The sequence below is a fragment of the Methylobacterium sp. J-070 genome, from assembly GCF_022829385.1.
In the GTDB taxonomy this organism is placed as follows: domain Bacteria; phylum Pseudomonadota; class Alphaproteobacteria; order Rhizobiales; family Beijerinckiaceae; genus Methylobacterium.
The window spans coordinates 49,471-61,367 of sequence record NZ_JAKSXX010000122.1 but is presented as its reverse complement, the minus strand read 5'-3'; the positions used below and the strand labels follow the sequence as shown (position 1 = coordinate 61,367).

The following is an 11,897-nucleotide window of genomic DNA, read 5'->3' as shown; positions in this document are numbered from 1 at the left end:
GGCAGCTCAGCCGCCGGCCTCCCGCAGCCAGTCGAGCATCCCGGCGGCGGTCGCCCGGCCGCCCGCGATGGCGCCCTGGAGCAGGTAGCCGCCGGTCGGGGCTTCCCAGTCGAGCATCTCGCCGGCCAGGAACAGGCCGGGACGGGCGCGCAGCATGGACCGCCCGTCGAGGGCATCGAGCCGAACCCCGCCCGCCGTCGAGATCGCCCGCTCGATCGGCGCGGAGGCGGTGAGGGTGAGCGGCGCAGCCTTGATCAGCCCGGCCAGCGCCCCGGGATCGGCCGGGAGGGCGGCGCCGGCCGCTTCGCGCAGGAGGCCCGCTGCAACCGGCGGGAGCCCCGCGGCCTTGCGCAGCCGGGTCGCGGCCGAATCCCCCGTCCGGGTGCCGGACAGGCGGCGGGCGAGGGTCTCCCGGGTGAGATCGGGCCGCAGATCCACGAGGAGCCGGGCGCCCCCCCGGGCGGCGATCGCCTCACGCGCGATGCGCGAGAGGGCGTAGACCGCCCCGCCTTCGAGGCCGAAATCCGTGATGACGGCCTCGCCGCGCACCGTCGTTCCCTCGCAGGTGAGGGCCACCCGCTTCAGGGGGGCGCCGGAGAAGCGCTCCCGGAACAGGGCGGACCACGCCACTGCGAAGCCGGCATTGGCCGGGCGCAGGGGCGCCACCGCCACCCCGAGCCCTTCGAGGAGCGGCACCCAGCGCCCGTCCGAGCCGAGCCGCGGCCAGCTCGCCCCGCCGAGCGCCAGGAGGGTGGCCCGGGGCCGGGTCTCGAGAGGGCCGTCCGGCGTCTCGAAGCGCAGACCCCCGGCCAGACCGGTGAGCCGGTGGCGGGTGCGGATCCGGACCCCGAGGCCGTCGAGCCGCGCCAGCCACGCCCGCAGCAGCGGCGAGGCCTTGAAGCTCTGCGGGAAGACCCGTCCGCTCGATCCGACGAAGGTCGGCTCGCCGAGCTCCGCGCACCAGTCCCGCAGGGCCTCGGGGGGGAAGGCCGCGATGGCGGCGTCCAGGACGCCCGCAGGATGGTAGCGGGCGAGGAACGCCGCCCGCGCCTCGCCGTGGGTGATGTTGAGGCCGCCCCGTCCGGCGATCAGCAGCTTGCGGGCGACCGAGGGCATGCGCTCGTAGACCGTGACCGCGCGGCCGGCCTCTCCCAGCACCTCGGCCGCGGCGAGGCCCGCGGGGCCGCCCCCCACGACGGCGATCTCGTCCCTGTCTTGCAGCATCCGCCCGGAGAGCGGCAGGGCACCGTTTCTGTCAAGGGTACGGCTTCAGGGTCGGCGGATGACGTTCGAGCCGCTTCGCGACGAGCCCCGTGCTCGGTCCCGGGTCGCCATCCGCTCTGGCTGCATGCGCCCGGGACAGGGTCGGCGCTCGATCCCGCACCGCCCTTTCGCGGACAGGTGGAGCGATCGCGGAACCTGATCCGGGACCTGGCACACCAAGCGCCGCGCAGGCGGCTCCACCCCGCCGGAACCCAGACCCGCAGAACAAAATTCTCCTTCATCCCCGAAGCTGCCGCTATCGACGCGCTACGCTCGGCCGCGCCCCTTCACGCCGCCCGCCCCCGGACGTGCACGACCCGAACCGCAGAGGCTCAGACACGTGGCCAGCCCCGTCGCCATCACCGGGATCCCGAGCATCCCCGCCCCGCAGGCACAACTCGGCCCCGGCGAGATCCGCGCGATCGTCTACGGCCTCATGACCGCGATGCTGCTCGCGGCCCTCGACCAGACCATCGTGGCCACCGCGATGCCGACCATCGGGCTCGACCTCGGCGACGCCGCGAACCTCCCCTGGATCGTCACCGCCTACCTGCTGGCCTCCACGGCGGTGACCCCGCTCTACGGCAAGCTCAGCGACATCCACGGCCGGCGGATCATGCTGCTGATCGCCATCGCGACCTTCGTGCTCGGGTCGCTGGCCTGCGCGCTGGCGCCGACGATGGTGACGCTGGCGCTGGCCCGGGGCCTCCAGGGGATCGGCGGCGGCGGCCTGATCGCCCTCTCCCAGACCATCCTGGCCGACATCATGGCGCCCAAGGAGCGGGCGCGCTACCAAGTGGTGATCGCGGGCGTGTTCGTGGCCGCGTCCGTGGCGGGTCCCCTGCTCGGAGGCCTGTTCGCCCAGCACCTGCACTGGTCGCTGATCTTCTGGATCAACCTGCCGATCGGCGTCCTCGCCTTCGCGCTGACCAACGCCAACCTGAAGCGCCTGCCGCGCAACGAGCGCCGCCACCGGCTGGACTGGCCCGGAGCCGCCCTCTTGGTGCTGGGCTCGATCGCCCTGCTGCTGGCCCTGAGCTGGGGCGGCGTGCGCTATCCCTGGGGTTCGGCGCCGGTCCTCGGCCTCCTCGCCCTGTCGGCCGTGCTGGGCGGCGGCTTCGCGGCGCGGCTCGCCACGGCGGCCGAGCCGCTGATCCCCACGGAGGTGCTGAAGAACCAAGTGGTCTACAGCGCGACGCTGGCCGCCTGCTTCGCCATGGGCACCTTCATCGGGCTGACCATCTACGTGCCGATCTTCCTCGAAGGCGTGATCGGGCTGACGGCCAGCGAATCCGGCGTGGCCCTGGTGCCGCTGATGGTCGGCACCGTCACGGGCGCGACCCTGTCGGGCCGGTCGATGATCTACTTCCGGCACTACAAGCGCCTGCCGCTCGCCATGATGAGCGTCAGCCTCGCCTGCTGCGCCGTCATCGCCTGGCAGGGGCGGACGCTGCCCTTCTGGCTGATGGAGCTGCTGTTCGCGCTGCTCTCCATGGGGATCGGGACGATCCTGCCGCTCTCCACCATCGCGATCCAGAACGCCGTGGAGCGGCACCAGCTCGGCATCGCCACCGCCGCGATGAACTTCTTCCGCTCCCTGGGGGGCGCCCTGATCGTGGCGGCCTTCGGTACGATCGTCCTCGGGGGCGCCGCGGGCGGGGCAGGGGGCCACGACGTGGAGAGTCTGATCCGCGGCGCCGATCCGGCGCAGCTCGCCCTGACCTTCCGGTTCGTGTTCCTGGCCGCCTGCCTCGGCCTGCTCGCGGCGTTCGGGTTCCTGGCGCTCATGGAGGAGCGGCCCCTGCGCGAGCACAGTTCGCCGAAGATGACCGGGACGCCCCCCGAGACTTCGGGCTGACGTCAGCTCCCGGCGGCCCCCCGCGTGGCCGCTCGCGCGGCGCGCCCCCGTCTCAGCCGTGCCCGCCGCAGCCCGCGTCATGCGCGCGTCCCGCCCAGGGCGAGGACCGGATCACGCTGCAGAAGTTCCCCGTGCGGAATCCCGGCTCCTTGTCGGCGATCACGTCGGCCTTGACGTTGCCGAAGGTGGTGTCCGGCTTGTGCCGGATGCCGTCGTAGAAGGCCTGGATGATGTCCTCCTTGAAGTCCGGCGTGCGGGGAAAGGCGGAAACGACCGCCTCGCGCTCGACATCCGAATACTGCCCGTAGGTCAGGCCCAGCACGTCCATCTCGACGCCGGCCGTGACCAGCGCGACCACCGGGTGCATGTGGACCGGGATGCCGGGCGTGGTGTGGAGCGCGATGGCCGTCCAGACCGTGTCAATCTCGGCCTCCGGCACGCCGTACGCCTTGAGGAAGGCGCGGGCCGCGTTGGCGCCGTCAACCTCGAAGCGCTCCCCGGGGCTGCTGTGGTCCGGCATCAGGCCGAGGTCGTGGAACATCGCGCCCGCGTAGAGCAGCTCGCGGTCGAAGGTCAGGCCGCGACGGAGGCCGGCCAGGGCGCCGAACTGGTAGACCCGGCTCGAATGGTTGAAGAGCAGCTCGGTCTCTCCGTCCCGGACGAATTCGGTGATCGCCCGGGCGAGGCTGCTGTCGGGGATGGCGGCTTCGGAACGGATGCTCATGGAGGGGGGCTCCTTTGCGTCGGCGGTCCTTCCGAGCTACGGGACACCGGGCTTGGCATCAATCGCCGTGTTACGACGTTTTCTGCCAACGTGTCGTCATCCTCGGCCACGGACAAACCATGGCGTCCCGATCGGTCGCGATTCTCGCCCTTCCCGGCGTCCAGCTCCTGGACGTCGCCGGCCCGCTCGACGTCTTCGCCGAGGCGAACGCCCAGAGCGGCCGGGACGCCTACGGCCTGGCGCTGATCGGAACCGAGCCGGGCCCGATCACGACGTCGTCGGGACGGCGCCTGATCGCCGACCTCGTCGCGCCCGCAGCGGAGCCCGCGGGCTTCGACACGCTGCTGGTCGCGGGTGCGCCGCGGATCCACGAGGCGACCATCGGGGCCGATCTCCGCGCCTGGCTCGCCGGCGCCGCGGCCCGGTGCCGACGCTACGGCTCGGTGTGCAGCGGGGCCTTCCTGCTCGGGCAGGCCGGCCTGCTGGACGGGCGCCGCGTGACCACGCACTGGGCCGTCGCCGAGATGCTGGCGGCGCGTTACCCCCGGGCGCGGGTCGAGGCCGACGCCATCTGCCTGTTCGACGGTCCGCTCAGGACCGCGGCCGGGGTCACGGCGGGGCTCGACCTCGCGCTGGCCCTCGTGGAGGAGGATCTGGGCGCCGAGATCGCCCGCCGGGTGGCGGCGCATCTCGTCATGTTCTTCAAGCGCGGCGGCGGCCAGATGCAGTTCAGCCGCCGCGGTGTCAGCGCACCCACCGGCCGCTCGGCCCTCCAGGAGGCGCAGCGCTGGGTCGCCGCCCATCCGGCGGAGGATCATGGCGTCGCGCGGCTCGCCGCCCGCACCGGCATGAGCCCGCGCCACTTCGCGCGCCTGTTCCGGGCCGAGACGGGCCTGACCCCGGCGGCCTATGTCGAGACCGTGAGGATCGAGGCCGTGCGCCGCCTGCTCGAGTCCGACGCCGTCGCCCTGAAGCAGGTTGCGGGCGCCTGCGGGTTCCGGGACGCCGACACGCTCCGGCGGGCGTTCCAGCGGCAGGTCGGTACGACGCCGGCGGAGTACCGGCGCCGGCACGCCCGCGCCTGAGGTTCCGGCCCGCGGTGCAAGGCGGGCTCGGTCCGGCGGAGCCGCGCGGAGGGCCACCCTGGCCCTGCCCTTGATTCGCCCGGTTCCCCCGCTTAACTCGCCCCTATCGGCTGCGGGCCCCTCTGGCGGGCGCTGTTCAGCGCCCGTGATGTCGGAGCCGATGCTTTCCATCCGGAGTCAGCATCAGGTCCCGTACATGTTGGACGTCCTCAACGTCGAATGGCTCGGCAAGCCATTGTGGATGTGGCTCGGCTTCCACGCCCTCATCGCGTGCCTGCTCGCCTTCGACCTCGGCCTCCTGCACCGGGACAAGGAGCACGAGATCGGCGTCCGGGAGAGCCTGGCCCTCACCGGCTTCTACCTCGCGCTCGGCCTCGCGTTCGGCGGCTGGATCTGGTGGTATCTCGGGCCGCAATCCGGCGAGGAATACGTCACCGGCCTGGTGGTCGAGAAGTCGCTGTCGATGGACAACGTCTTCGTCATCGCCATGATCCTGACCGCGCTGGGCATCCCGCGCGCGGCCCAGCACCGGGTCCTGCTCTGGGGCATCCTGGCGGCGGTGCTGCTGCGCGGCCTGATGATCGGGCTCGGCGCCGCCCTGGTGCATCAGGTGCATTGGGTGCTGTCGCTGTTCGCGGCGTTCCTGATCTACGCGGGCCTGAAGATCCTGCTCTCCGGCGACGATGAGGCGGGCGACTTCCAGAACGGTGCCGTCGTGCGCTGGTTCAAGAAGAGCTTCAGGGTCACGCCCGACCTCCACGGCCAGCGCTTCGCGGTGCGCAAGACCGACCCGAAGACCGGCCGGGTCGCCCTGTGGTTCACCCCGCTGGCCCTGGCGCTGGTCCTGGTCAACGGCGCCGACGTGATCTTCGCGGTCGACAGCGTGCCGGCGATCTTCGCCATCACCACCGACACCTTCGTGGTCTACACTTCCAACATCTTCGCGATCCTGGGCCTGCGCGCCCTCTACTTCGCGCTCGCCGCGATGGTCGACCGGTTCGCCTATCTCAAGACCGCCCTCGCCTTCATCCTGATGTTCATCGGCATCAAGATCGTGGTCGCCGACACGTTCGAACTCGTCGCGGTGCCACCGTGGGTCTCGCTGGTCGTGACCCTGACGCTGCTGGCGGCGGGCGTCGCCTACAGCCTGTGGCGGACCCGGACCGATGTGCCGGCCCAGGCGGCCCCTGAGCCGGGCCACCCGCGGTCGGCGCCGGCGCATCGCGCCTGAGACCGGCGGCGCGGAGCGTCAGCCGGGCGGCAGGGCCGCGATCAGGTCGCGCAGGGTGGTGATGGTCGAGGCATCGGCCACGCCGTCCACCCGCGCCTGCCGGAAATGGCGCTGGAAGGCCGTGGCCACCGCATGCGTGCGCGCGTCGAAGATGCCGGTCACCGGCAGATCGTAGCCATAGAGCGCGAACATCGCCTGCAGGGCCTCGACCGGCTGGCCGGCATCGCCCCGGGCAAAGAAGCGGCCGTCCCGGATCGGGGCGGGCGGCACGACATGGCCCACGCCCGCCGCCGCGAGGCGGTCCCACGGGAAGGTCTCGCCCGGATCTTCCTTGCGCTCGGGGGCGATGTCGGAATGGGCGAGCACCCGCTCGGGCGGGATCGGCCAGCGGCCGAGGATGTCCCGGGCGAGCGCTATCACCGCGCCGACCTGCGCGTCCGGGTAGGGCGGCAGACCGCCGGCATGGCCCGGATGGACGATCTCGATCCCGATCGAGCACGAATTGACGTCGGTCTCGCCCTTCCAGGTGCCCGCACCCGCATGCCAGGCCCGGCGGCTCTCCGGCACCAGCTGGACGATGCCGCCATCCTCGAACACGAGGTAGTGGGCCGAGACCTGGCTCAGCGGGTCGCGCAGGCGCGCCAGGGCGGCGGCCCCGCTCGCCATGCCGGTATAGTGCAGGATCAGCGTGTCGAGGCGGCCGGCGCGGCGCGCGCCGTGGTTCGGCGAGGGGGCGACGCGGCGGGCGAGGGGCGTGTCGGGAACCAGGCTCACCGCAATCCCCGCTCCTGCGCGATCCGGTCGTAGGCCGCGTTGATCGCGGCGAGGCGGCGCGTGGCGATCGCCACCGCCTCCGCGGGCAGGCCGCGGGCCAGCGCCCGGTCCGGGTGGTGCTCGGCCACCAGCGCGCGGTGGCGCGCCTTCACGGCGGCCTCATCCGCCGCGCGATCGAGGCCGAGAACGCCGTAGGGATCGTCCGGAAGCCGCACGTGCCGGGCGGCGATGCGCAGGAAGGCCGCCTCGTCGAACCCGAAGATGCCCGAGACCGCGCGCAGGTAGCGCTCCTCCGCCTCGTGCAGCGCCCCGTCGGCGGCCCCGATCTGGAACAGCCCGTCGAGCACGTCCTCGAGCAGGGCCGGCTCGTCGCCGAAGGTCGTGGCGAGCTGACGCGCGTAGGCCTCGAAGCCGTTCGTGGTCTTCTTGGCGAGATCGAACAGGCGCTCCACGCCGGCCCGCGCGGACGGCTCCACCTGCACCACGCGCCCGAAGGCCTCGACCTCCGAGGGCAGCACGACGCCGTCGGACTTGGCCATCTTGGCGGCCAGCGCCACCAGCCCGGTGGTGAACACAACGTCCCGGGGGGTCCGGCCGAAGGGCGCTCCCACCCGGTCGAGCAGGAAATGGCCCGCGACGCCTCCGACCAGCGCCCCGAGCGGACCGCCGATCGCGAGGCCCAGGCCGGCGCCGCCGAGCTTGCCCCAGACCCCCTGACCCTTGATGCCGGAGGTCATCGGCCGGCCGGCCCCGGCACGGATCGTGGACTCGGTGCGGTCATCGGCGGCGGCTTGCGTCCTGCACCCGGGACTCGACCCGGGCCGAGCGACGGGATAGCCGCTCCGTACGCCGCGCGGAAGGGCCCGGACGCGCGTGGTCCGGGCCGGTCCGCTCAGCGGCAGTAGATGTTGCCGTAGGCGTCGCGGTAGGTTCCGTAGGGGCAGCGCGGCGCGGTCGAGGCGCCCACGATGGCGCCGCCGGCGCCGCCGATCGCGGCTCCCGCCAGGGCCCCGCCCGCGCGGCCCGTCGCGGCCGCGCCGATCGCCGCGCCGGTGAGCGCGCCGAGGCCCGCACCGCCGAGGGCCCGGTCCTCCGGAGTGTTGCAGGCGCCGAGCGACAGGGCGGCGATGGTGGCGAGGGCGGCTGCCGTGAGCTTCTTCATGGTCTGGAGGACTCCCTTGGGCCGCCGGTCCGGCCTTCGGCCGTGATCGTGGCGGATAATGCCGAGCTTAGCAGTAAAGAAATGACGACCCTACGGCTAAGGTTCCCTGTCGAGGAACCGGAGTTGCGCCGGGTTCCCGTCTCGCCCTATGCCACCGGACGGAAGCGGCGCTCAGACCGGCGCCGCCGCGGCATCATGTCCGAGGGTTCCACGTCCATGGGTTCCATGCCGACCGCCAGCACGATCGTTCGCAGGGCCGCGGTGCGCGCCGACCGCATCGCCGACACCGTGCGCCTCGACCACGCGGCCCGGGCCGCGGCGGCGGGATCCCTGGTCGCCGAGGGCGGGCTCGCCTTTTCGGTGGCGCTGACCAAGGCCGCGGCCCTCGAGGATGGCGACGCCCTGCGTCTCGACGACGGGCGGCTGGTTGCGGTCCGGGCCGCCGCGGAGGATCTTCTCGAGGTGCGTGCGGAGAACCCGGCCCGGCTGATGCGGCTGGCCTGGCAGCTGGGCGGCAGCCACGTGGCCGCCGAGATCGCCGCGGATGTCCTGTACGTCCCGGCATCCTCCGCCACGGCCGAACTGGTCCGCGGACAGGGGTGCCTCGCCACGCCGGTGTCCCGCACCTTCCGCCCCGAGCACGCCGCCCACGACCACAGCACCTGCGGCCACGACCACGGGCATGATCACCCGGCCCACGATCATCCGGATCACGATCACCCGGCTCATGGGCACAGCCACGATCACGCGCACCAACACGACCACGATCATCACGATCACGATCATCATGGACACGTCCACGGCCCCGGCTGTGGCCACGACCATTAGGATCCATTTCTCCGCCGTGGATGCCGGTTCGGCCGGGAGCGGCGCATCGAACGTCCCGTCACCGCGAGTCGTGTGAACCGCGGACACTGCCCTGCGTCGAAGGTCCCAATTTAGGAGCGGCGGCGGGCCGCCGGCGCTCCCGTTCCAGCACACGCGGCTGCGACAGGGTCCGCATTTCGGGCAATTCACGAAGGAGTTCAGAAGTATTACTGAAACTATTTTCCGCTCAATTCGTCAAAAAGGCTTCTCTGAGGACAATAAGTCCGACAAAAATTGATGTAGATCGCAATCAAGCGAAGAAATACTTTTCGAATAGACTGATTTTTTGCTGTTGCATTTGCGTGACAGACAGTCGATCTGCATCGTTGTACATCGGTAGAGGTTTCTTAATCTATGGAAGATCCGACGTGCACAAGTTCGTCCTATCCGTGTCCGCGTTCGCCGCATTGACAGCCGCGGCTTCAGCGGCAGACCTGCCCCGCCGGGCGCTTCCGCCGGCGGCGATCCCCGTGCCGATCTTCACGTGGACGGGCGCGTATTTCGGCGTCAACGCCGGCTACATCGCCTCGACCAAGGATGTGTTGAACACGGCCGGCGTGTTCCGGTACGCCGATGGAACGCCGATCGCCACATACAGAGATACTCGGAAGCTGCCGCGGGACGGCTTCACCGGCGGCGGCCAGGTCGGCTACAATTACCAGCTCACCCCGGGCTCGGGCTTCGTCGTCGGCGTCGAGGCCGATGCGGCCTACACGGGCCTGCGCCGCACCTACAGATATAACAGCATCATCCTCGGCACGAACAGCTACCGTCAGACCGGCGACTACCTCGGGACCGTGCGCGCGCGCGTCGGCTACGCCATCGACCGCACCCTGTTCTACGCCACCGGCGGCTTCGCCTATGCGGGCGACACGTACCGCACCAGCCTCTTCCAAGTGGGAGGGCGACCGTTCGTCTTCGGGACCCGCTCCACCACCGAAACCGGCTACGCTGTCGGTGGCGGCGTCGAATACGCCCTGCCCACCGATTCCGTCCTGAATTTCGTCCATTCCAGCGCGGTGACCCTGAAGGCCGAGGCGCTCTACTACGATCTCGGCAGCCGCACGATCCCGGTCCTGGCGGTCGGGCGGGGCGCCAGCACCTTCGCGACGCGCTTCCAGAACGAGGGCGTGCTCGGCCGCGTGGGCCTGAACTACAAGTTCGGCAGCTGAGATCCGGGTCGGCCTGGCGTTCGGCTGGGCTTCCCCGGCCCGATCACGAAGGGTCGCCCCATCGCAGGCCGCCCCAGGTGTCACCGCCCGGGGGCGTTTTGCGTCGCCAAGGGACGCTTCCCGCCCCCTGGGGCCGGATCGGTTCAGAGCCGTTTCGGCACGGGTTGCCGGCAGTAGGCGCGCGCGTCCTCCGGGGACAGGCCGTTCTGGACTGCAACACATTGGTCGAGGGTCAGCCCGATGCTGGCCGCGTAGGGCTCGTTCGGAGAGAACGCCGCGCGGGCGAGGGCGGCCAGGTAGAGCAGGAAGGCTGCGACCCCTAGCACGACGGCGGCGAGGACGACACGGTTCAGCATCGCGACCGCTCCCCCGCGGCAGCCCGCGAGGCGGCCCGAGACGGCGCGCGCCGTCCGATCCCGGGCGCGTGCACGGCGACGCCGATGACGACCAACCCGCGCGCCGCGGCCGGATTACTGCAGCAGGCCCCAGGCGCCCGCCGCCAGGCCGAAGGTGAGCGAGAGCATCGCCGCCGCCACGAGGGCGCGATCGATCAGGCGGGCAGCCCGGTCCTCCGGCTGGAATTCGATCATCGCGGCGCCTCCTCGTCCCGCAAGACTGCGGGACGCCTGTTGCTGTCCTGTGTCGACGCAGCGCTACGGCTTAGGTTCCGGACAGCGGACACCTGACGGCTGGGTTCGATGACGCGCGCGGCGGCGCCGCGGCGGGACGTCGTGGGCCGGAACACCCCGGTTGCGCCGGGGTTGGATCGGACATCCCACCGGAGACCACGCGTGACCACGGATCCGCTGCACAAGTACCCCCGGCCGCCCTTCGAGGCGCAGCCGCAGAGCTTTCCCGGCAAGACCGGCCGCATGGTCCCGGAACCGGATCACGGCGAGGACAGCTACGCGGGGTCGGGCCAACTCACCGGCAAGGCCGCGCTGATCACCGGCGGCGACAGCGGCATCGGCCGCGCGGTCGCGATCGCCTTCGCCCGGGAGGGGGCCGACGTGGCGATCTCCTATCTGCCGGAGGAACAGGCCGACGCGGAGGCGGTGGGCGGCTGGATCGAGAAGGCCGGCCGGCGCGCGCTGCTCCTGCCGGGAGACCTCAAGGACGCCGCTTACGGGCGCCAGATCGTCGCCCGCACCGTGGAGACCTTCGGGCGCCTCGACGTGCTGGTGAACAACGGCGCATTCCAGCAGCCGAACGCGGATCTCGCGGCGATCGACGACGCCGTGTTCGAGGACCATTTCCGGACGAACGTGTTCGGGTCGTTCTACGTGACGAAGGCGGCCCTGCCCCACCTGAAGCCCGGCGCCTCCGTGATCTTCACCTCGTCGGTGAATTCCAAGCATCCGATGCCGTCGCTGTTCGCCTACAGCGCCACCAAGGGTGCCCTGAGCAACATGGTCCTGAGCCTCGCGCAGCTCCTCGCCGAGAAGGGCGTCCGCGTGAACGGCGTGCTGCCCGGACCGATCTGGACGCCGTTCATCCCCTCCGGCATGAGCCAGGACTCGGTCACGTCGTTCGGCAGCCAGGTGCCGTTCGGCCGCCCCGGCCAGCCGGCCGAACTCGCCTCGGCCTACGTGATGCTGGCCTCCGAGGGGAGCAGCTTCACGTCGGGCGCGCTCATCACCGTGGCCGGCGCGATGCCGGTCTTCTGACAGGCGACACGCCGGCCCGGGCGAGGCGGTGTCGCGACCCGGACCCGTCTCCCGTGTCGTCGCGGTCCGTCCGTTCAGGCGGCGCGCACGCTGC

Annotated in this window: 12 protein-coding genes; 6 read left to right on the top strand and 6 right to left on the bottom strand. The window is 71.6% G+C overall.

Annotated features, from left to right (window positions below):
• Window positions 1-6: 6 nt before the first annotated feature.
• Complete coding sequence (locus tag MKL01_RS10230; RefSeq protein ID WP_243905102.1) at window positions 7-1,224, bottom strand: TIGR03862 family flavoprotein; 1,218 nt, start codon at window positions 1,222-1,224, stop codon at window positions 7-9.
• A gap of 379 nt (window positions 1,225-1,603) precedes the next feature.
• Between MKL01_RS10230 and MKL01_RS10225 the strand changes: the two genes are divergently transcribed.
• Window positions 1,604-3,121: an MDR family MFS transporter gene (locus MKL01_RS10225; RefSeq protein ID WP_243905101.1), complete on the top strand. Its 1,518-nt coding sequence runs from the start codon at window positions 1,604-1,606 to the stop codon at window positions 3,119-3,121.
• A 52-nt stretch (window positions 3,122-3,173) separates the two neighbouring features.
• On the opposite strand, the gene MKL01_RS10220 is transcribed toward MKL01_RS10225, so the two are convergent.
• Window positions 3,174-3,845 carry an HD domain-containing protein gene (locus MKL01_RS10220; RefSeq protein ID WP_243905100.1) on the bottom strand — a complete coding sequence of 224 codons (672 nt, stop codon included), beginning with the start codon at window positions 3,843-3,845 and terminating at the stop codon, window positions 3,174-3,176.
• A gap of 119 nt (window positions 3,846-3,964) precedes the next feature.
• Here MKL01_RS10220 and MKL01_RS10215 point away from each other — a divergent pair, with 119 nt between their 5' ends.
• Window positions 3,965-4,930 (top strand): GlxA family transcriptional regulator, encoded by a 966-nt coding sequence (locus MKL01_RS10215; RefSeq protein WP_243905099.1) that lies wholly within the window; start codon window positions 3,965-3,967, stop codon window positions 4,928-4,930.
• A 196-nt stretch (window positions 4,931-5,126) separates the two neighbouring features.
• Window positions 5,127-6,161 carry a TerC family protein gene (locus MKL01_RS10210; protein WP_243905098.1) on the top strand — a complete coding sequence of 345 codons (1,035 nt, stop codon included), beginning with the start codon at window positions 5,127-5,129 and terminating at the stop codon, window positions 6,159-6,161.
• A gap of 18 nt (window positions 6,162-6,179) precedes the next feature.
• On the opposite strand, the gene MKL01_RS10205 is transcribed toward MKL01_RS10210, so the two are convergent.
• The 3 genes from MKL01_RS10205 to MKL01_RS10195 all read right to left on the bottom strand — a co-directional run bounded on the left by MKL01_RS10205 (window position 6,180) and on the right by MKL01_RS10195 (window position 8,097).
• Window positions 6,180-6,935 (bottom strand): N-acetylmuramoyl-L-alanine amidase, encoded by a 756-nt coding sequence (locus MKL01_RS10205; RefSeq protein WP_243905097.1) that lies wholly within the window; start codon window positions 6,933-6,935, stop codon window positions 6,180-6,182.
• On the bottom strand, window positions 6,932-7,672 hold the full coding sequence (locus MKL01_RS10200) for a TerB family tellurite resistance protein (protein WP_243905096.1): 741 nt from the start codon (window positions 7,670-7,672) through the stop codon (window positions 6,932-6,934). The genes MKL01_RS10205 and MKL01_RS10200 overlap by 4 nt, the downstream gene beginning before the upstream one ends.
• Before the next feature lie 155 nt (window positions 7,673-7,827).
• A complete protein-coding gene (locus tag MKL01_RS10195) occupies window positions 7,828-8,097 on the bottom strand; it encodes a hypothetical protein (RefSeq protein WP_007560631.1) in 270 nt (89 codons plus the stop codon).
• 225 nt (window positions 8,098-8,322) lie between these two features.
• On the opposite strand from MKL01_RS10195, the gene MKL01_RS10190 reads away from it, so the two are divergent.
• A complete protein-coding gene (locus MKL01_RS10190; RefSeq protein WP_243905142.1) occupies window positions 8,323-8,925 on the top strand; it encodes an urease accessory protein UreE in 603 nt (200 codons plus the stop codon).
• Between the two features lie 407 nt (window positions 8,926-9,332).
• Window positions 9,333-10,136, top strand: coding sequence for an outer membrane protein (locus MKL01_RS10185; protein WP_243905095.1), 804 nt, complete (start codon window positions 9,333-9,335; stop codon window positions 10,134-10,136).
• Window positions 10,137-10,279: 143 nt separating this feature from the next.
• Here the strand turns inward: MKL01_RS10185 and MKL01_RS10180 are convergent, their stop codons facing one another.
• On the bottom strand, window positions 10,280-10,492 hold the full coding sequence (locus MKL01_RS10180) for a hypothetical protein (RefSeq protein ID WP_243905094.1): 213 nt from the start codon (window positions 10,490-10,492) through the stop codon (window positions 10,280-10,282).
• 435 nt (window positions 10,493-10,927) lie between these two features.
• Between MKL01_RS10180 and MKL01_RS10175 the strand changes: the two genes are divergently transcribed.
• A complete protein-coding gene (locus MKL01_RS10175) occupies window positions 10,928-11,803 on the top strand; it encodes an SDR family oxidoreductase (protein WP_243905093.1) in 876 nt (291 codons plus the stop codon).
• Window positions 11,804-11,897 lie beyond the last annotated feature (94 nt).